Consider the following 19895-nt stretch of genomic DNA (forward strand, 5'->3'; position numbering starts at 1 on the left):
GTCAGCCCTTCACGGCGCCGGCCATGCCGGACACCAGCCGTCGTTGCACGAGGACGAAGAACACGAGAACCGGGATCGTCATCAGGGTCGAGGACGCCATCACCGCACCCCAGTCGGTGTCCTCCGGCTTGAAGAACACCAGGATCGCCTGCGGCAGCGTCTGGTTCTCGGTCTTGGAGATGATGAACGTCTTGGCGAAGAGGAAGTCGTTCCAGGCGTGGATGAACGCGAGCACGCTCACCGCGACCAGCCCGGGCGCCACCAGCGGGAACAGGATCTGCCAGGTGAACCGCATCCGGGACGCGCCGTCGAGCTTCGCGGCCTCTTCCAGCTCCACCGGCACCGCGGCGACGAACCCGCGCAGCATCCAGATCGCGAACGGCAGGCTGAACGCCAGGTGCACCAGCACCAGCGACCCCAGCTCGTTCAGCCCGAACGCCGGTGCGACCCCGCCGATCTGGCGCATCAGGAAGAACAGCGGGATGGTCAGCGCCTCCACCGGCACCATCTGGGCGACCAGGATCATCACCAGCAGCACGGTCCGGCCCTTGAACGAGAACCGCGTCAGCGCGACCGCCGAGAGGAACGACAGCAGCAGCGAAAGCACTACGACGACCAGCGCCACCACGAGGCTGTTCACGAAGAACCGCCCGAAGCCGGACACCGTCAGCACGCGGGAGAAGCTTTCGAACGACGGGTTGAACGTCCACGGTTTCGGGTTCGCCGACTGGATCTCGCCGGGCGGTTTCACCGCGGAGAGCAGCATCCAGTACAGCGGGAACGCGACGATCCCGGCGATGACCACGGTGATGATCTCGGCGACCAGCCGGCCGGGACGGCGGACGCGGCGCGCGGTCATCACAGCCATGCCGCGCTCCGGCGCTGCGACCGGACGTACAGCCCGGTGACGGACAGCAGCAACAGCGTCATGACGACTCCGATCGCCGAGCCGAGGCCGTATTCCTGCCCGGCGAATGCCTGTTGGTAGGCGTAGACGTTGAGCACGAGGTTGCGCCCGGCCACGCCGCCGCCGTTGGTCATCACGTAGATCTGGGTGAACACCTTGAAGTCCCAGATGATCGACTGGACGGTCGCGATCATCAGCAGCGGCCGCACCATCGGCAGCACGATCGATCCCGTCGTCCGCCACACCGACGCGCCGTCGAGCGACGCGGCTTCGAGCACCTCGTCGGGCACACCCTTGATCCCGGCGTACATCGTGACCAGCACGAACGGGAACGAGCACCAGATCACCTCGGCGGCGACCAGCCCGAACGCGCCGAGCGTGCCGAAGGTCCAGGAGTGGTGCTCGAACGGCAGCCCGAGGCCCGAGAGCACCTCGTTGACCAGGCCGAAGTCGGTGTCGAAGAGGAACAGCCAGACGTAGGAGCCCGCGATCGCCGGCGTCGACCACGCACCCAGCGCGGCGAGGAACAGCAGCGTCCGGGGGAGCGAGCGCACCCGGCTGGCCAGCACCGCGAGCCCGGTGCCGACGACGAGCGAGCCGGCGACGCAGGCCGCGGCGAACCCGACCGTCTTGCCCAGCACCGTCCAGAACTGCACCTGCGAGAGCAGGTCGGCGTAGTTCGCGAAGCCGAGGAACACCAGCGGCGCGTTGCCCGAAGCCTGCGGCTGGCCGTAGTCGTAGAACGAGATCAGGACCAGCTGGTAGATCGGGTAGGCCAGCATCGCGGCGAGCAGGACGCCCGCCGGGGCGAGGTAGAGCGCGGCGGCCCGGCCGTCCCCCTTCCGCCGCGGCCGCCGGGCGGGCGCCGTGACGGAAGGGGCCTCCTGGACGGTCACCACTACCCGAAGGCCTTGTCCATCGCCGCGGCCGCCTCGGTGAGCGCCGCCGACGGGTCCTTGCCGCCGGTCGCGATCTGCTGGACGGCCGTCGGCAGCACGTTCTGGCTGTCGATCTTCGACCACGCCGGCGTCGCCGGGACGAACTTGGTGCCCGACTTCAGGGTGTCGACGAACGGCTTGAGCGACGGGTCGTTCGTGGCGAGCTTCTGCTGCACCCCGGCCAGCGTCGGCAGGTTACCCATCGCGGTGTACATCTTCTCCTGGTACTTCGGGCCGCCGAGCAGCTTGATGAAGTCCAGCGCGAGGCCGCGGTGCTTGCTCGCGCCGAAGACCCCGAGCAGGTTGCCGCCGGCGAACGCGGGGGCGACGCTGCCCGCCGTCGTGCCCGGCAGCGGCACGATGGCGTACTTGCCCTTGACCGCGCCCTGTTCGACGGCCTTGCGGTTGAAGTCACCGCCGATGGTCATCCCGGCCTTGCCGCCGGCGAACGCCGTGACGCTCTGGGTGCCGGTGAGGTTCGCGCACTGCGCGGGCGGGCAGATGTCGTCCTTGAGCAGGTTCGCGTACTGCGTCACGCCGGACTTGGCCTGCTCGCCGGTCACCGCCGACTTCCACTTGCCGTCGCTCTCCTGCGCGAGCTCACCGCCGTTGGCCCAGAGGAACGGCAGCATCGCGTAGGTGTACTTGCCGCCGACGGCGATGCCGTAGAGGTCCGGCTTGGCGGCGCGGATCTTGCGCGCGTCGTCGGTCAGCTCGGCCAGCGTCGACGGCGGCTTGAGGCCGAGCTCGGTGAAGAGGTCGGTGCGGTAGTACAACGCGCGGATGCCGGTGTACCAGGGCAGGCCGTAGGTCTTGCCGCCGGACTTGGCGGTGTCCAGCACGGTCGGGATGAGGTCCTTGCCCTCGGTCCACGACGCGAGGTCGCCGGTCAGGTCGGCCAGCGCGCCGGTGGCCGCGTAGCTGGAGACGTCGGTGTTGCCGAACTCGGCGACGTCGGGTGCGTTGGCCGGGTCGTTGAAGGCGCCGGAGAACTTGTCGGCGCGCCCTTCGACCGGCACCCACTGGACGTCGACCTCGACACCCTGGTGGGCGGCCTTGAACTCGGTGATCGCCTCCTTGACCGCGGCCTCCTTCGGCGCGCGGTTGGCTTCGTCGAACAGCCAGACGCGAACGGTGCCGGTCTTTTCGTCCCCGCCGGCGCCCGCGGGCGCGGACTGGGTGGGCGCGCAGCCGGCCAGCAGGGCCAGCCCGGCGACGACGGGCAAGGTGCGGCGCAGTCTCATGAGGATCCTCCAGTGCGGCCTGGGGTCAGGCGAAGTGGACCGAGTTGACGTCGGGGACCGCCAGGCTGCCGGCGACCGCGCCGGGCAGGCCGGTGGCCGGGTCGCGCGGCAGCCAGGTGACGGTGCCGGAGCGCTGGTTCGAGACGTAGAACCAGTTCTCCGCCGGGTCGAGGGCCACGTGCCGCGGCCAGTTGCCGCCACTGGACACAGTGGACACCAGCTTCAGCGTCGCGCCGGCGACGGAGAACGTCGCCAGCGTGTTGGGCCCGCGGACGGTGGCGTAGGCGAACTTCCCGTCCTTGGACAGGGTGATCTCACCGGGGAACAGGTCGCCGGTGCTGCCCGGCGGCACGGCCGGGACGACCGAAAGCGCCTTCAGCGTGCCGGTGGCCGCGTCCCAGCTCGTCACCGTCACCTCCGGCCGCAGCTCCTGCAGCACGTAGGCGTACTTCCCGGTGCTGTCGAACGCGAGGTGCCGCGGCCCGGCGCCGGCCGGCAGCTTCAGCTGCTGGTGCAGCGCCAGCTTCCCGGTCGTGACGTCGAGGGAGTAGACGTACACCGAGTCGGCGCCGAGGTCGACCGACAGCACCCAGCGCCCGGTCGGGTCGTTGACGACCTGGTGCGCGTGAGCCTGCCCGGAGTCGGCTTTGTGCGTCACCAGGTCGGTGGCCGCGCCGAGCTTGCCGCCGGCGAGGATCGGCAGCACGACGACACTGCCCGAGCTGTAGTTCGCGGCCAGCACGTACTTCTGGCTCGAGTGCACGCTCAGGTGCGTCGGCGCGCCGCCCTGGGACGAAACCTTGTTGAGCAGCTTCGGGTTCGAGGCGTCGGTGATGTTCAGCGCCGAGACGAAGCCGTTCGGGTCGCCTTCGTTGGTGACGTAGAGAGTCTTGCCGTCGGCACTGCGGTCGAACCACGACGTGTCGGTGATGCCCGGCACCGTGCGGACCGGGCCCAGCGTGGCGCCCGACCGGCTCGAGACGTCGAGGCCGTGGCCGCTCGCCCCGCTGGTGTAACTGCCGATGTACACGGTTCCTCCGGCGATGCAGCCCTGCGCGGTGGTGGCCGCGGCGGCGACCTGCGCGCCGAGGACGGTCGCGGCACCCGCCCCCGCGGCGGCGCCGAGGAACGTGCGACGGGAAAGTCCGGTCATCATTGTCTCCCAACGGTTCGGGCGGCGGCTTCGCTCCAGTATGGTCTAGACCACGGCCATGAGCAATGCCGAAACCCCGAATCCCGAAAGGGAAAGCACGGTTTCCAGCGCCGTCCAGGACTTCAGCGTCTGCACCACGCTCAGGTTGAAGTACCGCGAAACGATCCAGAAACCACCGTCGTTGACGTGCGAGGCGATGATCGACCCGGCGGAGATCGCCATGACGAGCAGGGCCAGCTGCACCTGCGAATACCCGAGCTGCGCCACGGTCGGCGCGATGATCCCGCTCGTGGTCACGATCGCGACCGTCGCCGAACCCTGCGCGATCCGCATGCCGCAGCTGATCACGTACGCCGCGAGCAGCACCGGCAGCCCGGCGTCGTGCAGCGAGTCGGCGACGGCCTTGCCGATGCCGGTGGCCGAAAGCACCGCGCCGAAGAACGCGCCCGCGCCGACGACCAGCAGGATCATCGCGACCGGCCGCAGCGACTTCGCGGCCAGCTCGTTGAGGTCCTTGCCGGTGAACCCGCGCCGCAGCCCGAGCAGCCAGGACGCCAGCAGCACGGCGACCGTGAGCGCGACCGCCGGCGTGCCGACGAACGCGGCGACCCCCGACAGCTTGGACCCCTTCGGCAGCCAGATGCTGCCGAACGTGCCGGCGAGGATCAGCACCAGCGGCACCGCGATGATCGAGCCGACCAGCGCCAGCGACGGCACGTCCGCCTCTTCTTCGCCTTCCTCCTCGGCGACGATCATCTCCTGGGGCACGTCGACGTTGATGCGCTTGCCGATCCAGGTCGCGTACAGCACGCCGCCGACGAGGAACGCCGGGACACCGCAGGCCAGGCCCATCAGGATGATCCAGCCGAGCTCCACGTGCAGCAGGCCGGCCGCGGCCACCGGACCGGGGTGCGGGGGCAGGAAGGCGTGCGTGATCGACAGGCCCGCGATCAGCGGCATCGCGTAGAGCACCAGCGAGCGGCCGCCCTGCTTCGCCGCGACGTACACGAGCGGCGCCAGGACGAAGATGCCGATGTCGAAGAAGACCGGGATGCCGAAGATGAACCCGGCGACACCCATGGCCAGCGGCGCCCGCTTCTCCCCGAACCCCCGCAGCAGCGCGCCGGTGAGCACCTTCGCGCCGCCGGAGCGTTCCAGGATCGACCCGAGCAGCGTGCCCAGGCCGATGATCGCCGTGATGTGCCCGAGGATGCTGCCGAACCCCTTTTCCAGCAAGGAGTCCGACGACTTCTGCGCGGTGCCGACGATCGTGCCGACCGGCAGGCCCGCCGCCAGCGCCGTCAGCAGGCCCACGACGATCAGCGCGATGAACGGCTCGATCTTGAGCTTGACGATCAATAGCAGCAGGACGGCGATCGAGACGGCGGCGAGCGTCAGCAGGCCGCCGGTCGTGTGTTGCAGCCAGTGGATCATCGGGCTCTCCCGGGATTGCGCAGGGAACGGCCGGCGAGGGCGCCGGTGGGACGGCCGTCGTCGAGGGCGGCGACGCCGTTGACGAAGACGTGCGTGATGCCCGCGGCGGCCTGCCGCGGGTCGTCGAAGGTGGCCGTGTCGGCGACCGCGTCCGGGTCGAACAGCACCAGGTCCGCGGCGTAGCCGGCGCGGACGAGCCCGCGGTCGGTCAGCCGCAGCCGCCGTGCGGCCCGCCCGGTGAGGTGGGCGACGCATTCGGCGAGGTCCAGCACGCCCAGTTCGCGGACGTACCGGGCGAGGTAACGCGGGAACGTGCCCCAGGCGCGCGGGTGCGGCCGGGCGCCGACGAGCAGGCCGTCGCTGCCACCGGTGTGCGTGCGGTGGCGCATGATCGCCTGGACGTTCTCCTCGTGCCCGACGTGCATCAGGCACGACGTGCCGAGCTTTTCGTCCAGCAGCGTGTCGAAGTACAGTGCCGCCGGTTCGAGGCCGGCGGCGCGCGCCGAACCGGCGACACTGTGCCCCACCAGGTGGGCGTTGTGGTCGTGGCGGACACCGTTGATCTCGATGGCGTCCCAGTCGATCGGGACGCCGTGGGCGCCGTCCGAACCGGACTCTTCGATCTCCGCGCGGATCCGCTCGCGTTCGTCCACATCGGACAGCCGGGCGAGCGTGGCGTCGAGCCCGCCTTCGGTGGCCCAGCTGGGCAGCAGCGCGGAGAGGTAGGTCGCGCCCGGCAGGTAGGGGTAGGTGTCGAGGGAGACGTCGCAGCCGTCGTCGAGCGCGTCGTCGAGCAGCTTGAGCAGCTCGGGCGCTTTTCCTTTGTTGACCGAGAAGTTCATCGTCGCGTGCGCCAGGTGCAGCGGGCAGCCGGAGCGCCGGGAGACGTCGATCATCTCGGCGAACGCCTCCAGCGCGCCCTTGCCGTAGCTGCGGTGGTGCGGGCTGTAGAACCCGCCGCCCTCGCCGACGACGCGGCACAGCTCGACCAGCTCGCCGGTCTCGGCGTACATGCCCGGGGTGTAGGTGAGCCCGGACGACATGCCCATCGCGCCCTCGGCCAGGCCGGTCGCGACGAGCTCCTTCATGCGGTTCAGCTCGGCCTCGGTCGCCGGCCGATCGTCCCAGCCGACCGCGAGCATCCGGACCGTGCCCTGCGGCACGAGGTAGGCGGCGTTGACCGCGATGCCCCGGTCGAGCCGGTCGAGGTACTCACCGACCGAGCGCCAGTTCCAGTCGAAGCCGGCCGGGTCGTCGTTCCAGCCCGCGAGCTGCTGCCGCAGGGCTTCGAGGACGGTGTCGTCGACCGGGGCGTAGGACAGCCCGTCCTGGCCGAGCACCTCGGTCGTGACCCCCTGGGTGATCTTGGCCGGGTGGTCCGGGTTGGCCAGCAGCTGCAGGTCGGAGTGCGAGTGCATGTCGATGAACCCGGGCGCGAGCACCAGGCCGTCGGCGTCGATGTTGTGCCTCCCGGCCAGCGAACCGGCCTCGGCGACACTCGCGATCTTCTCGCCGGTGATGCCGACGTCGTGGCGCGTGAGCGCGTCGCCGGTGCCGTCGGCGACCAGCGCGCCGCGCAGGACGACGTCCATCAGAACCACGTCCGGACGAGGCCGGCGACGGTTTCGCCGTCCGCGGCCGTCACCGGGAGCAGCGGCCACTTGTCGAACACCGTGCACGGGTGCGAAAGCCCGAGGCCGATCCAGTCGCCGACCTCGACCGGTGAGCCCGGGGGCAGCGTGAGGAAGGCGTGCTGGTCGTTCATCTTCGCGACGACGTGGCCTTCGAGCGACTCGGCCGGGCCGCTGGGGGTGCGGCGCAGCTGTGGTTCGGGCATGCCCTCGTCGAAGGACGCGTCCCGCTTGCCGAGGGTCAGCAGGGCCAGCTCGTCCGACGGCTTCGACGTCACCTGCGCCCAGGCCCGCAGCGCCGGCCGGAACGACTCGACGCCGGTGATGCGCGGGTGGTCGCCGAGCGGGGAGATCTCGCGGTAGAAGCCGTCGTCGTGGGTGACGTACGCGCCGCTGCGCAGGACCGGGAGCACGTCGAGGCCGTCCGGCCACGGCTTCGTCAGCTCGTTGGCGACCTGGTCGAAGTACGCGCTGCCGCCGGCGGTGACGATGATCTGGCCTTCGAGGAGTCCCTTGTCCGCGAAGGTGATCGCGAGGTCTCGCAGACCGTCCACATAGGAGCTGATCTTCGCGAGCGCGGCTTCGTCGGTGTCGTGGGAGAGTGCGCCTTCGTACCCGCCCGTGCCACGCAGCCGCAGCACCGGGCTGGCGTGGACCGCTTCCGCCACGGCCAGCGCGGTCGCGGTGTCGCGCACTCCGGTGCGGCCGCCGTCGGCGCCCAGCTCGAGCAGGACGTCCACCGGCCGCTCGGTGCCTTCGAGCGCTTCGGTCATCAGCTCGACACCGCGCACGGAGTCGACCCAGCAGACGAACTCGAACGCCGGGTCGGCCGCGAGCTCGGCGGCCAGCCACTTCAGCCCGCTCGGGTCGAGCAGCTGGTTGGCCAGCAGGATCCGGGAGACGCCGAACGCGCGGTAGATCCGGAGGTGGCCGGCGTTCGCGCAGGTGATGCCCCACGCGCCGTGCTCGATCTGGCGCGCGAACAGCTGCGGTGCCATGGTCGTCTTGCCGTGCGGGGCGAGCACCACACCCCGGGCGGCGCACCACGCGGCCATCGTCCGCAGGTTGTGCTCGAGCGCTTCTTCGTCGAGGACGACGAAGGGGGCGAAGAAGCCGTCGGTGAAGAGGTTGAGCCGGCGGTCCGCGGCTTCGGCGAGCGTGAGGCCGGTCAGCGCGGGCGCGGCCGAGCGGAACCGCCAGTCGATCCGCTCCTCCTGGAGGGCGGCGAGCGCGGCGGCGTTGATCGAGCAGGCGGCGGGTGTGTTCATCGACGGCGACCTCTGTTGCGTATGTTGCAACGACTGTTGCGCATTTTGAGTGCCATAGGTGTAGCATCCGGGTCGGCACAGGTCAACGGGGTGCAGGACAGGGGAGACGGAAAGTGACAAGCGGGCCCGAAGTGCTCTGTGTCGGCGAGACGATGGCGCTGTTCGTGCCCGCCGAACCCGGCCCGCCGGACGAGGTGCGGCAGTGGACGCGCACGATCGGCGGCGCCGAGTCGAACGTGGCCTGCCACCTGCCGGCGCTCGGCGTGCCGAGCGGCTGGGTGAGCGCGGTCGGCGACGATCCGTTCGGCCGGGCGATGCTGCGGGAGATCGCTGCCGCCGGGGTCGACGTCGGCGCGTGTTACTTCGATCCGGCCCGCCCGACCGGGCTCTACGTCAAGGAAAGCGGCGCCGGCGGCAGTCCGGTGCGCTACTACCGGGCCGGCTCGGCGGCGTCCGGCATGGGCCCGTCGCTGCTGGACCGGCTCGACCTCGACGGCGTGCGCGTGCTGCACCTGTCCGGCATCACGCCCGCGCTCTCGGACAGCTGCCTCGCGCTGGTGCGCGCGCTGCTGGACCTGCCCCGCGGCGACCGGCTGATCTCGTTCGACGTCAACCTGCGGCCCGCGCTCTGGGCCGGGCGCGACCCGCGGCTGCTCGCCGAGCTGGCCGGGCAGGCGGACATCGTGCTGACCGGTGACGACGAAGCGCAGCAGGTGTGGGGGACCGGCGACCCGGTCGCGCTGCGGGCGCTGCTGCCCGGCCCGCGCACGCTGGTCGTCAAGCACGGCGAACGCGGGGCCACCCTGGTCGAAGGCGAACCGCTGTTCGCGCCCGCGCTGCGCGTCGACGTCGTCGAGCCGGTCGGCGCCGGGGACGCCTTCGCCGCCGGGTTCCTCGCCGCCACCCTGCGCGGCGCGTCGCCCCTGGAACGGCTGCGGCGAGGGCACCTGCAGGCGGCCGCGACCCTCCTCACCCACGACGACGTCGGGGTGCCGCTCCCGCGCACCGTCGTGGACAGCCTCTTGCACGCGGACGCCGACGAGTGGGGTTCGGCGCGGTTGACCGGCGAAGGGGTGGTGCGGACGTGAGCCAGAGCTTGGACCGTGCGCTGACCCTGCTGAGCTCGATCGCCAAGGACGCCCGCACGCTCGACGACCTCGCCGACGAGATCGGCGTGCACAAGTCGACGGTGCTGCGGCTGCTGCGCACCCTCGAGCAGCACCACTTCGTCCGCCGCGAAGGCACCCGCCACTACCGCCTCGGCAGCGCGATGTTCGACCTCGCCAACCAGGCCCTCGACTCGCTCGACGTCCGGCGCAGCTCCCAGCCCGCGCTGGCCGCGCTCAACGCGCGCACCGGACACACTGTGCACCTGGCCAGCTACGAGGACGGCGAAGTCGTCTACATCGACAAGTACGAGGGCCGCCACTCGGTGCGGATGTACTCCCGCATCGGCAAGCGCGCGCCGCTGCACTGCACGGCGGTGGGGAAGGTCCTGGTCGCGGCCATGCCCGCGGCGCGGCGCGAGGAGATCGCGCACTCGATCGACTACCCGGTGCTGACCCCGAACACGATCACCTCGGCCGAGGCCTACCTCGCCGAGCTGGAGCGGGTCTCCCAGAGCGGCTACGCCGTCGACAACGCCGAGCACGAGGACTTCATCCACTGCATCGCCGCGCCGGTGCGCGGGGCGGACGGCGAGGTGCTGGCCGCCGCGTCGATGTCGGTGCCGAAGGTGCTGCTCGACTACGAAGGCCTGCTGGCGCTGGTGCCCGAGCTGCGGGCCGCCACCACGGAAGCTTCCGTCCACAGTGGATGGACGGAGAACGGAAAGGGGCACTGATGAGCAAGACGGCAGTTTCCACCGAGAACGCGCCGAAGCCGCCGGCGAAGTTCTCGCAGGCCGTCCGCAAGGGGAACCTGCTGCAGGTCGCCGGTCAGGTCGGGTTCGACCCGGCCACGAACGAGATCGTCGGCGACGACGTCGTGGGCCAGACCCGGCAGACGTTCAAGAACATCGAAGCCGTGCTGGCTGAGGCGGGCTCGAGCCTCGCCGACGCGATCATGGTGCGGGTGTACCTGACCGACACCGCGCACTTCGCGCCGTTCAACGAGGTCTACGACGAGCTGATCGGCGACGCGCCGCACGCCGCGCGCACGACGGTGTACGTCGGCCTGCCGGGCGAGCTGCTCGTCGAGATCGACGTGCTCTGCGTGCTGGACTGAGGCTTTCCCCGGGGCCGGGCCACGGCCCCGGGGCACTCAGCCGAGGACGCTCGTATAGCCGTTCAGCGCGGGCTGCCCGCCGAGGTGGGCGTACAGGACGGTCGAGTCGCGCGGGATCTCGCCGCTGGAGACCAGGTCGATCAGCGCCGCCATCGACTTGCCCTCGTACACCGGGTCGGTGATCATCGCCTCCAGCCGGGCGCAGGTCTCGATGGCCTCGATGGTGAGCTTGTCGGGGATGCCGTAGATCCCGGCGTGGTACCGGTCGTCCAGCTCGACCTCTGGGATCGGCCCGGCGCCGATCAGCTCCGCGGTGGTGCGCGCGATCCGCGTCACCTGGGCGCGGGTCGCGTCCGGCTTGGCCGAGGCGTCGATGCCGAGGATGCGCCGCGGGCGGCCGAGCGCCGCGCCCGCCACCATGCCCGCCTGCGTGCTGCCGGTGACCGAGCAGACGACCACCGTGTCGAAGAAGACGCCGAGCTCTTCCTCCTGCTTCTCGAGCTCGACGATCCAGTTCGCGAACCCGAGCCCGCCGAGCGGGTGGTCGGAGGCGCCGGCCGGGATGGCGTACGGCTTGCCCTCGCCCGCTTCGAGCTCGGCGACGGTGTCTTCCCAGGCCTTCTTGAAGCCGATGCTGAACCCCGCGTTGACGAGCCGGACGTCCGCGCCCAGTATCCGCGAGAGCTGGATGTTGCCGGCCTTCAGGTACAGCGGGTCGTGCCAGTCGACCCAGCTTTCCTGCACCAGCACCGCCTTCAGTCCCGCGCGCGCCGCGGCCGCCGCGACCTGCCGCGTGTGGTTGGACTGCACGCCGCCGATCGAGACGAGCGTGTCCGCGCCGCTCGCCAGCGCGTCGGCCACGAGGTACTCGAGCTTGCGGGTCTTGTTGCCCCCGAACGCGAGCCCGGAGTTCATGTCCTCGCGCTTGGCCCAGATCTTCGCGCCGCCGAGGTGCTCGGTGAGCCGCTCCAGCGGGTGCACCGGCGACGGGCCGATCAGCAGCGGGTAACGCGGGAAGTCGGCGATGGTCATCGGTCCTCCAGGAGGTCGGTCCAGATGGTCGAGATCACCGAGACGGCCGTGTCGGTGTCCTGTGCTTCGAGCGCGTCGATCAGCTTCGTGTGGCGCTCGACCGAGCTCCAGGCCAGCGCCGAGCCGAACCGCGCGTGCTCCAGGCGGCGCAGCAGCGGCGTGTAGCGGTCCAAGGTCGCGATCACGGCGGCGTTGCCGGCCAGCCGGACCGGGACGGCGTGCAGCTCGTCGTCCGCCGCCTCCGCGGCCACCGTGTCGCGGGCTTCGATCGCCGCGGCGAAACGCTCGTTGGCCGCGCGCATCACGGCGATGTCGGCGGGCCGGCAGCGGGCGACGGCCTGCCGGACCGCGAACTCGTGCAGCACCCGCACGATCTGCCGGGCGTCTTCGACGTCGGGGGAGAGCACGTCCGACACCCGGGTGTAGCTCTGCGGCTTCGACTCGACGAGCCCGTCGTCCGTCAGCCGGAGAAGAGCCTGCCGGACCGGCGCCCGGGAGAGCCCGAGCTGCTCGGCGAGGTCGGCGTCCCGCAGCGGCGCGCCGGGCGGCAGCGTGCCGTCGACGATCGCGTGCCGGATGCGTTCGTACGCCTCGTCGCGCAGCAGCGGGCGGGTGACCTTTGAGAGACTCACATCTAACATGTTAGTTGACCACCGGGTCGCCCGGCCAGAAGCCGGGCGAGTGAACCATCAATAAACGGGACCGGTGTACTTTTCACCGGGGCCCTGGCCGGGCGCGTCGGGCACGGCCGAGGCCTCGCGGAACGCCTTCTGGAGCGACTGCAGGCCGTCGCGCAACGGGCCGGCGTGCAGGCCCAGGTATTCGGCGGACGCCGTGACCAGCCCGGCGAGCGCGGTGATCAGGCGGCGCGCTTCGTCGAGGTCGCGGTGCGGGGACGTCTCCGGGTCGGCGTCGGCGAGACCGAGCCGTTCGGCGCCGGCCGACAGCAGCATCACGGCCGCGCGGCTGATCACCTCCACGCTGGGGATGTCCTCCAGGTGGCGGGCTTCGGGGGAATAGGGGGGCTGTTCGGAGGGTTGATCTGACACGTCTGGTACCCTTCCACGAGCGACCAGCCCCCGAGGAATCGGGGGCGGCAAGTGGAGCCCCGCTCCCACCCGCGTCACCGTACAGGTGTCCGGGTCCGGTCTCGCCCGGACGGCAAGTCCAGGGTGAAGCGCCCGGCCTCGCAGCCGGATGCGATCGGAAACAGAGTGGGCCCCGCGCACCGAACGGTGTCGGGGCCTTCGCTATGTGGGCACCAGGTCGAAACGAGAACAGGAAACATTCCTCGGACCAAGGAGGCCCCATCAGCTCCGAGACACGCATCAACGACCGAATCCGGGTGCCGGAGGTCCGACTCGTCGGCCCCGCCGGCGAACAGGTCGGCATCGTCCGGATCGAGGATGCGCTGCGCCTGGCGCAGGAGAACGATCTCGACCTCGTCGAGGTCGCGCCGCAGGCCCGCCCGCCGGTGTGCAAGCTCATGGACTTCGGCAAGTTCAAGTACGAGAGCGCGCAGAAGGCCCGTGAGTCGCGGCGCAACCAGCAGCTGACCGTCATCAAGGAACAGAAGCTGCGCCCGAAGATCGACCAGCACGACTACGAGACCAAGAAGGGTCACGTGTCGCGCTTCCTGGCGGCGGGCAACAAGGTCAAGGTCACGATCATGTTCCGCGGTCGCGAGCAGTCCCGGCCGGAGCTCGGCTACCGGCTGCTGCAGAAGCTCGCCGAAGACGTCACGGAGCTCGGCTTCGTCGAGTCGTCGGCCAAGCAGGACGGCCGCAACATGATCATGGTGCTGGCCCCGCACAAGAACGTGAAGCCGAAGGCGAAGGCCGAGGCGGCCCCCGAGCCGACCCCCGACGCGTAGGCGCCGACCAGCACAGTCAGCGGCTCACCGGTTCTCCGGTGAGCCGCCGCACGAAAGAGGACTGAAATGCCGAAGATGAAGACCCACAGCGGGACGTCCAAGCGGATCCGCGTCACGGGCACGGGCAAGCTGCGCCGTCAGAAGGCCGGCCGTCGGCACCTGATGGAGAAGAAGTCGAACCGCCTCACCCGCCGGCTCGAGGGCACCACCGAGCTGGCGAAGACCGAGGCCGGCCGCGTCAAGCGCCTGCTCGGCATCTGATCCCGCAGAACTTGCTGTAACCACCCGGGGCGTTCCCCTTCGCCCCCCGAGATCGACAGGATGGACCCGTGGCACGCGTCAAGCGGGCGGTCAACGCCCAGAAGAAGCGTCGCGCAACTCTCGAACTGGCCAGCGGCTACCGCGGCCAGCGTTCGCGGCTGTACCGCAAGGCCAAGGAGCAGACGCTTCACTCGCTCAACTACGCCTACCGGGACCGCCGTGCCCGCAAGGGTGACTTCCGCCAGCTGTGGATCACCCGCATCAACGCGGCCGCCCGCGCGAACGGCGTGACCTACAACCGGTTCATCCAGGGCATCAAGGCCGCGGGTGTCGAGGTCGACCGCAAGATCCTCGCGGACCTCGCCGTCAACGACGCCGCCGCCTTCACCGCGCTGGCCGAGCTCGCCAAGGCCAACGTCAACACCGAAGCGAAGTCGGCCTGACCGGCAGTTTTCCCCGGCCCGGGGTGGATCCGTTCACCGAACGGACCCCCCGGGTCGTTGCTGCGCGCAAGCTGACGCGGCGCGCGGAGCGTGACAAGACCGGCCGGTTCCTGGCCGAGGGCGCGAACGCCGTCGAGGCGGCGCTCGAGTACGGCACGGTGCACGAGCTGTTCGTCACCGCCCGCGCGGCGGACCAGCACGCGGAGCTGGTGGACGCCGCCCGTGCGGCCGGCGTCGCCGTCTCACCGATCACCGACCGCGCCGCCGAGGGGCTGTCGGAAACCGTGACCCCCCAAGGCATCGTGGCCGTCTGCGCGCTGCTGGACCGGCCGCTCGAAGCGGCCGTGCCCCCCGGCGCCCGGCTCGTGGTGGTGCTCGTGGACGTCGCCGACCCCGGCAACGCGGGCACGGTGATCCGCGTCGCCGACGCGGCGGGCGCCGACGCCGTGGTCCTGGCGGGCGACACCGTCGACCCGCACAACGGCAAGTGCGTCCGCGCGGCCGCCGGCAGCCTGTTCCACCTGCCCGTCACGCGGGTCCGCGACGTCCCGGCCGCGCTGACGGCGTGTTCGGCCGCCGGCCTCCGCACCCTCGCGGCCCACGGGTACGCCGACGCCGAACTCGATCGGGTGGATCTCACCACGCCGACCGCGTGGGTGTTCGGCAACGAGGCCCACGGGCTGCCGTCCGACGTCCTCGAGCGGACCGACCTCGCGGTCCGGATCCCTCTGTACGGCAAGGCGGAGAGCCTGAACCTCGCCACCGCCGCGGCCGTCTGCGTCTACACGAGCGCGATGGCGGCGCGCCGCTGACCGGCCGCTAAGCTGCCCGGGTATCCACTGTGGTCACCTGGGGGAAATCATGGGCAGGCTCGCCCTTTCGTTCAAGCTGTTCGCCGCCTCGTTCCGGGTGCTGCGCGCCCACAAGGGCCTGACGTGGTTCCCGGTGCTCGCCGGGATCGCCGGCCTGCTGGTCGCCGCGGCGTTCCTGACGCCGGCGTTCTTCACCGTCGACCTCGCGGGCGAGCACTTCCGGCCCAGCGTCGGCACGTACGTGCTGCTGGCGGCCTTCTACCTCGTCTCGGCCTTCGTCACGATCTTCTTCAACGCCGCGCTGATCTCCCAGGCCGACGTGGCCCTGCGCGGCGACGGCGGCATCCCGGGCGTCGGCGCGGGCCTGGCCGCGGCGGGCCGGCGCTGGCCGGTGCTGCTCGGCTGGGCCGGCCTCACCGCGACGGTCAGTGTCGTGCTGCGCACGATCGAGGAGCGGCTCGGCTTCCTCGGCAGCATCATCAGCGGCTTGGTCGGCCTGGCCTGGCGCGTCACGACGTTCCTGGTGCTGCCCGTCGTCATGCTGGAGGGCTCGGGCGTGAAGGTGAGCGTCAAGCGCTCGGTCGAGCTGTTCCGCCGCGCCTGGGGCGAGAACGTCGCCGGCACCGCGGGCATCGGCCTGGTCGGCTTCCTCCTCACCATGGCCGGTTACGTCGTGCTCCTCGGGGCCGGTTTCCTGCTCGGCGGCACGGCCACCGTCTTCGTCGCGGTCGGGCTGGCGATCGTCTGGACCCTGCTGGTGGCGGTCTTCACCACGACGCTGTCCGGCATCTACCAGACGGCGCTGTACCGCTACGCCGCCGAAGGCGTGGTCCCCGGCGAATTCGCGTCCGTCGACTTCGCCGACGCGTTCCGCGAGCGCTGAGCGCGGTCCGGGGCGACCAAGGGCACGCCGACCGGATCCCATAGACTTTTCCTGCCTTTGACCTCTCGTGCCCCGCGTGTCCGGCGGAGCGCGAACGACCAGTCCCAGCGGACGCCGAGGAGTTATGTCCGGAGCCAAGGAGAAGGAAGCCCAGGGCGGCGCGGTTCTCGCCCCCGAGACGCTGCAGGAGGCGGTCAAGGCCGCCGAAGCGGCGTTCGCCGCCGCGACCGGGCTCGAGGCGCTGGCCGAGGTCAAGCCGGCTCACCTCGGCGACCACTCGCCGCTGCTGCTGGCCCGCCGGGAGATCGGCGTCCTGCCCAAGCAGGAGAAGGCCGAGGCGGGCAAGCGCGTCAACGAGGCTCGCCAGGCCGTCCAGTCGGCGTTCGACACCCGCCGCGCCGAGCTCCAGGTGGAGCGCGACGAGCGGGTGCTGCGTGAAGAGGCCGTCGACGTCACGCTGCCGTGGGACCGCGTCCCGCGGGGCGCCCGGCACCCGATCAGCACCATCTCCGAGCGCGTCGCCGACGCCTTCGTCGCCATGGGCTACGAGATCGCCGAGGGCCCGGAGCTCGAAGCCGAGTGGTTCAACTTCGACGCGCTGAACTTCGGCAAGGACCACCCGGCCCGCCAGCTGCAGGACACCTTCTACGTCGGCGAAGAGGACTCGGGCCTGGTGCTGCGCACGCACACCTCGCCGGTCCAGGCCCGCACGCTGCTGCACCGCGACCTGCCGGTGTACGTCGTGTGCCCGGGGCGGACCTACCGCACCGACGAGCTCGACTCGACGCACACCCCGGTGTTCACCCAGGTCGAAGGCCTCGCGGTGGACAAGGGCATCACGATGGCGCACCTCAAGGGCACGCTCGACGCCTTCGCCCGCGCGATGTTCGGCGAGAACTCCAAGACCCGCCTGCGCCCGCACTTCTTCCCGTTCACCGAGCCGTCGGCCGAGGTCGACGTCTGGTTCGAGGAGAAGAAGGGCGGCCCCGGCTGGGTCGAGTGGGGCGGCTGCGGCATGGTCAACCCGAACGTGCTGCGTGCCTGCGGCGTCGACCCCGAGGTGTACTCGGGCTTCGCGTTCGGCATGGGCATCGAGCGCACCCTGCAGTTCCGCAACGGGATCCCGGACATGCGCGACATGGTGGAAGGCGACGTCCGTTTCACCCTTCCCTTCGGAACGGAGGCGTAGTGCGAGTCCCAGTCAGCTGGCTGACCGAGCACCTCGACATCGGCGACGAGGTCACGCCGCAGGACCTGGCCGACGCGTTCGTCCGGATCGGCATCGAGGTCGACGACCTGAGCGAGCTCGGCCCGGTGACCGGCCCGCTGGTCGTCGGCAGGGTGGCCGAAATCGAGGAGCTGACCGAGTTCAAGAAGCCGGTCCGGTTCTGCCGCGTCGACGTCGGCGAGACGGCCGACGAGGACACCGAAGACGCCGATGACGCCGACGACGAGGACGAGGACGACGAGTCCGGCGAGTTCGACGAGGGCCCGCACGGCATCAAGACCCGCGGCATCATCTGCGGCGCGCGCAACTTCACCGAGGGTGATCTGGTGGTCGTCGCGCTGCCCGGCGCGGTGCTGCCCGGCGACTTCGCCATCGCCTCCCGCAAGACCTACGGCCGGATCAGCGACGGCATGATCTGCTCGGCGCGCGAGCTCGGCCTCGGCGAGGACCACACCGGCATCCTCGTGCTGCCGCCGGGCACCGCGAGCCCGGGTGACGACGGCCAGGCGCTGCTCGGCCTGAACGACACGGTGATCGAGCTCGCGCCGACCCCGGACCGCGGGTACGCGCTGTCGATCCGCGGCCTGGCGCGCGAGCTGTCGAACGCCCTCGACGTGCCCTTCGGCGACCCGGCGCTGCTGGAGGTCCCGGCGGCCGAGGGTGACGCGTGGCCGGTCCACGTCGAAGACCCCGAAGGCTGCCCGCGGTTCGTGCTGCGCCGGGTCACCGGCCTGGACTCGACCGCGCCGGCCCCGTGGTGGATGCGCCGGCGGCTGATGCTGGCCGGCATCCGCTCGATCTCCCTGGCCGTCGACGTCACGAACTACGTGATGCTCGAGCTGGGCCACCCGCTGCACGCGTTCGCGACCAAGGCCATCCAGGGCGACCTGGTGGTGCGCCGGGCGAAGGCGGGCGAGAAGCTGACCACGCTGGACGACGTCGAGCGCACGCTCGACCCGGACGACGTGGTCATCGCCGACGACAGCGGGGTCATCTCGCTGGCCGGCACGATGGGCGGCGCGAGCACCGAGATCACGCCGGAGAGCACCGACGTGCTGCTTGAGGCGGCGCACTGGAACCCGGCCGCGATCAGCCGCACCGCGCGGCGGCACAAGCTGTTCTCCGAGGCCGCCAAGCGGTTCGAGCGGTTCACCGACCCGCAGCTGTGCGCGGCCGCGGTCGAGCTGGCCGCCCGGCTGCTGCGCCAGTACGGCGACGCGTCGATCCGGCCCGGCCGCACCGACGAGGGGTCGGTCGAGCCGAACCCGGCGGTCGAGATGCCGATCAACCTGCCTGACAAGGTCGCGGGCGTGAGCTACCAGCGCGGTGTCACCGTGCGCCGGCTGAGCCAGATCGGCTGCAAGGTCTCGGTCAGCACGGGCGACGACGGCACCGGCCTGGTCACGGCGATCCCGCCGAGCTGGCGCGGTGACCTGCGCCAGCCCGCCGACCTCGTCGAAGAGGTGCTGCGGCTCGAGGGCTACGACAGCATCCCGTCGACGCTGCCCGCCGCCCCGGCCGGCCGCGGCCTGACCGACAGTCAGCGGCGCGTCCGCGGGGTCGCCCGCGCCCTCGCCGAGGCGGGGTACGTCGAGGTGCGGCCGTTCCCGTTCATCGACAACGCGGTGTGGGACGCCTTCGGGCTGCCGGCGGACGACGTCCGCCGCAACACGGTCGTGGTCCGCAACCCGCTGGAGGCCGACCGCAACCGGCTGGCCACCACGCTGCTGCCCGGCCTGCTGGACACGCTGCAGCGCAACGTTTCGCGCGGGATGAAGGACGTCTCGCTGTTCCACATCGGCCAGGTGGTGCTGCCCGCGCCGAACCCGCTGAAGGTGCCGGACCTCGGCGTCGAGCACCGGCCGTCGGACGAGGAGCTGGCGCTGCTGGAGGCCGCGGTGCCGATGCAGCCGCTGCACGTCGCCGTGGTGCTCGCCGGCCAGCGTCACCGCGCCGGCTGGTGGGGCCAGGGCGAGCCGGCGAACTGGGCGGACGCGGTGCAGGCCGCCCGGACGGTCGCCGAGGCCGCCGGGATCAAGCTGACGGTGCAGTCGGCCGACCTGCCGCCGTTCCACCCGGGCCGCTGCGCCCAGCTGCGGGTCGGTGACTGGCCGGTGGGCCACGCGGGTGAGCTGCACCCGAAGGTGGTCGAGGCGCTCGGCCTGCCGCCGCGGACGGTGGCGATGGAGCTGGACCTCGACGCGATCCCGCTTCCGGACTCCCGCCCGGCGCCGAGCGTGTCGGGCTACCCGCCGGTGCTCCTGGACGTCGCCCTGGTGGCGGCGGCGGACGTGCCGTCGGCGGACCTCGCGGCGGTGCTGCGCACGGGAGCGGGCGAGCTCCTGGAGGACATCACGCTGTTCGACGTCTACGACGGCGAGCAGGTCGGCGAGGGCAAGCGGTCCCTGGCGTACAAGCTCCGCTTCCGCGCCGCGGACCGGACCCTGACGGTGGACGAAGCGACAAAGGCCCGCGACGCTGCAATCGCCGCGGCCGGCGAGCACTTCAAAGCAACCCTCCGCGCCTAACCCCACCACGGCGAGGGGCCCCACGGCCCCTCGC

General features: G+C 71.2%; 20 protein-coding genes. 10 read left to right on the forward strand and 10 right to left on the reverse strand.

Features of this window, described 5'->3' with window-relative positions; translation table 11 throughout:
• Window position 1: 1 nt before the first annotated feature.
• Genes ACZ63E_RS08905 through ACZ63E_RS08935 form a run of 7 tightly spaced genes read right to left on the reverse strand, consistent with a single transcriptional unit; the run spans window position 2 to window position 8575 of the window.
• Window positions 2-868, reverse strand: coding sequence for a carbohydrate ABC transporter permease (locus ACZ63E_RS08905; RefSeq protein WP_465335464.1), 867 nt, complete (start codon window positions 866-868; stop codon window positions 2-4).
• Complete coding sequence (locus ACZ63E_RS08910; RefSeq protein WP_465335465.1) at window positions 859-1806, reverse strand: carbohydrate ABC transporter permease; 948 nt, start codon at window positions 1804-1806, stop codon at window positions 859-861. The genes ACZ63E_RS08905 and ACZ63E_RS08910 overlap by 10 nt, the downstream gene beginning before the upstream one ends.
• On the reverse strand, window positions 1806-3089 hold the full coding sequence (locus ACZ63E_RS08915) for an extracellular solute-binding protein (RefSeq protein WP_465335466.1): 1284 nt from the start codon (window positions 3087-3089) through the stop codon (window positions 1806-1808). Before ACZ63E_RS08915 ends, ACZ63E_RS08910 begins: the two co-directional genes overlap by 1 nt.
• 25 nt (window positions 3090-3114) lie before the next feature.
• A complete protein-coding gene (locus tag ACZ63E_RS08920) occupies window positions 3115-4242 on the reverse strand; it encodes a lactonase family protein (RefSeq protein WP_465335467.1) in 1128 nt (375 codons plus the stop codon).
• A gap of 45 nt (window positions 4243-4287) precedes the next feature.
• Window positions 4288-5676: a GntP family permease gene (locus ACZ63E_RS08925; protein WP_465335468.1), complete on the reverse strand. Its 1389-nt coding sequence runs from the start codon at window positions 5674-5676 to the stop codon at window positions 4288-4290.
• Complete coding sequence (locus ACZ63E_RS08930; protein ID WP_465335469.1) at window positions 5673-7268, reverse strand: N-acyl-D-amino-acid deacylase family protein; 1596 nt, start codon at window positions 7266-7268, stop codon at window positions 5673-5675. The genes ACZ63E_RS08925 and ACZ63E_RS08930 overlap by 4 nt, the downstream gene beginning before the upstream one ends.
• Window positions 7268-8575 (reverse strand): amino acid deaminase, encoded by a 1308-nt coding sequence (locus ACZ63E_RS08935; protein ID WP_465335470.1) that lies wholly within the window; start codon window positions 8573-8575, stop codon window positions 7268-7270. The genes ACZ63E_RS08930 and ACZ63E_RS08935 overlap by 1 nt, the downstream gene beginning before the upstream one ends.
• A 113-nt stretch (window positions 8576-8688) precedes the next feature.
• On the opposite strand from ACZ63E_RS08935, the gene ACZ63E_RS08940 reads away from it, so the two are divergent.
• The 3 genes from ACZ63E_RS08940 to ACZ63E_RS08950 are packed head-to-tail and all read left to right on the forward strand — an operon-like array spanning window position 8689 to window position 10801.
• A complete protein-coding gene (locus tag ACZ63E_RS08940; protein ID WP_465335471.1) occupies window positions 8689-9663 on the forward strand; it encodes a sugar kinase in 975 nt (324 codons plus the stop codon).
• The gene (locus ACZ63E_RS08945) at window positions 9660-10418 is read left to right on the forward strand and encodes an IclR family transcriptional regulator (RefSeq protein ID WP_465335472.1); all 759 of its coding nucleotides are present in this window, start codon (window positions 9660-9662) and stop codon (window positions 10416-10418) included. The genes ACZ63E_RS08940 and ACZ63E_RS08945 overlap by 4 nt, the downstream gene beginning before the upstream one ends.
• On the forward strand, window positions 10418-10801 hold the full coding sequence (locus ACZ63E_RS08950; RefSeq protein ID WP_465335473.1) for a RidA family protein: 384 nt from the start codon (window positions 10418-10420) through the stop codon (window positions 10799-10801). Before ACZ63E_RS08945 ends, ACZ63E_RS08950 begins: the two co-directional genes overlap by 1 nt.
• Window positions 10802-10837: 36 nt before the next feature.
• Here the strand turns inward: ACZ63E_RS08950 and ACZ63E_RS08955 are convergent, their stop codons facing one another.
• From ACZ63E_RS08955 to ACZ63E_RS08965, 3 genes are read right to left on the reverse strand one after another with little or no spacing between them, the layout of a single operon-like run.
• Entirely contained in the window at window positions 10838-11833 is a 996-nt protein-coding gene (locus ACZ63E_RS08955) for a 1-aminocyclopropane-1-carboxylate deaminase (RefSeq protein WP_465335474.1), read from the reverse strand.
• Window positions 11830-12465, reverse strand: coding sequence for a GntR family transcriptional regulator (locus tag ACZ63E_RS08960; protein WP_465310179.1), 636 nt, complete (start codon window positions 12463-12465; stop codon window positions 11830-11832). Before ACZ63E_RS08960 ends, ACZ63E_RS08955 begins: the two co-directional genes overlap by 4 nt.
• A gap of 57 nt (window positions 12466-12522) precedes the next feature.
• Entirely contained in the window at window positions 12523-12882 is a 360-nt protein-coding gene (locus tag ACZ63E_RS08965) for a DUF1844 domain-containing protein (protein ID WP_323337907.1), read from the reverse strand.
• A 203-nt stretch (window positions 12883-13085) separates the two neighbouring features.
• On the opposite strand from ACZ63E_RS08965, the gene infC reads away from it, so the two are divergent.
• The 7 genes from infC (at window position 13086) to pheT (ending at window position 19861) form a co-directional block, all read left to right on the forward strand.
• Window positions 13086-13706: a translation initiation factor IF-3 gene (gene infC / locus ACZ63E_RS08970; protein WP_086856944.1), complete on the forward strand. Its 621-nt coding sequence runs from the start codon at window positions 13086-13088 to the stop codon at window positions 13704-13706.
• 66 nt (window positions 13707-13772) lie between these two features.
• Complete coding sequence (gene rpmI, locus ACZ63E_RS08975; RefSeq protein ID WP_086672342.1) at window positions 13773-13967, forward strand: 50S ribosomal protein L35; 195 nt, start codon at window positions 13773-13775, stop codon at window positions 13965-13967.
• 68 nt (window positions 13968-14035) lie between these two features.
• Complete coding sequence (gene rplT / locus ACZ63E_RS08980) at window positions 14036-14410, forward strand: 50S ribosomal protein L20 (protein WP_086672344.1); 375 nt, start codon at window positions 14036-14038, stop codon at window positions 14408-14410.
• Window positions 14411-14433: 23 nt separating this feature from the next.
• Window positions 14434-15222 carry a TrmH family RNA methyltransferase gene (locus ACZ63E_RS08985; protein ID WP_465335475.1) on the forward strand — a complete coding sequence of 263 codons (789 nt, stop codon included), beginning with the start codon at window positions 14434-14436 and terminating at the stop codon, window positions 15220-15222.
• 49 nt (window positions 15223-15271) lie between these two features.
• A complete protein-coding gene (locus ACZ63E_RS08990) occupies window positions 15272-16105 on the forward strand; it encodes a DUF6159 family protein (RefSeq protein WP_465335476.1) in 834 nt (277 codons plus the stop codon).
• Window positions 16106-16229: 124 nt separating this feature from the next.
• Window positions 16230-17294: a phenylalanine--tRNA ligase subunit alpha gene (gene pheS / locus ACZ63E_RS08995; RefSeq protein ID WP_465335477.1), complete on the forward strand. Its 1065-nt coding sequence runs from the start codon at window positions 16230-16232 to the stop codon at window positions 17292-17294.
• Window positions 17294-19861, forward strand: coding sequence for a phenylalanine--tRNA ligase subunit beta (pheT, locus tag ACZ63E_RS09000; RefSeq protein ID WP_465335478.1), 2568 nt, complete (start codon window positions 17294-17296; stop codon window positions 19859-19861). The genes pheS and pheT overlap by 1 nt, the downstream gene beginning before the upstream one ends.
• Window positions 19862-19895: the final 34 nt, after the last annotated feature.

This window comes from Amycolatopsis sp. NPDC104819 (assembly GCF_055583145.1).

What these genes read in the sequence shown, in the direction of transcription:
- infC (WP_086856944.1), top strand. Translation starts at nt 13,086, where the DNA reads ATGTGGGCACCAGGTCGAAACGAGAACAGGAAACATTCCTCGGACCAA.
- rpmI (WP_086672342.1), top strand. Translation starts at nt 13,773, where the DNA reads ATGCCGAAGATGAAGACCCACAGCGGGACGTCCAAGCGGATCCGCGTC.
- ACZ63E_RS08990 (WP_465335476.1), top strand. Translation starts at nt 15,272, where the DNA reads ATGGGCAGGCTCGCCCTTTCGTTCAAGCTGTTCGCCGCCTCGTTCCGG.
- ACZ63E_RS08930 (WP_465335469.1), bottom strand. Translation starts at nt 7,268, where the DNA reads ATGGACGTCGTCCTGCGCGGCGCGCTGGTCGCCGACGGCACCGGCGAC.
- ACZ63E_RS08950 (WP_465335473.1), top strand. Translation starts at nt 10,418, where the DNA reads ATGAGCAAGACGGCAGTTTCCACCGAGAACGCGCCGAAGCCGCCGGCG.
- ACZ63E_RS08905 (WP_465335464.1), bottom strand. Translation starts at nt 868, where the DNA reads ATGGCTGTGATGACCGCGCGCCGCGTCCGCCGTCCCGGCCGGCTGGTC.
- ACZ63E_RS08935 (WP_465335470.1), bottom strand. Translation starts at nt 8,575, where the DNA reads ATGAACACACCCGCCGCCTGCTCGATCAACGCCGCCGCGCTCGCCGCC.
- ACZ63E_RS08955 (WP_465335474.1), bottom strand. Translation starts at nt 11,833, where the DNA reads ATGACCATCGCCGACTTCCCGCGTTACCCGCTGCTGATCGGCCCGTCG.
- ACZ63E_RS08920 (WP_465335467.1), bottom strand. Translation starts at nt 4,242, where the DNA reads ATGACCGGACTTTCCCGTCGCACGTTCCTCGGCGCCGCCGCGGGGGCG.
- pheS (WP_465335477.1), top strand. Translation starts at nt 16,230, where the DNA reads ATGTCCGGAGCCAAGGAGAAGGAAGCCCAGGGCGGCGCGGTTCTCGCC.
- ACZ63E_RS08915 (WP_465335466.1), bottom strand. Translation starts at nt 3,089, where the DNA reads ATGAGACTGCGCCGCACCTTGCCCGTCGTCGCCGGGCTGGCCCTGCTG.
- ACZ63E_RS08925 (WP_465335468.1), bottom strand. Translation starts at nt 5,676, where the DNA reads ATGATCCACTGGCTGCAACACACGACCGGCGGCCTGCTGACGCTCGCC.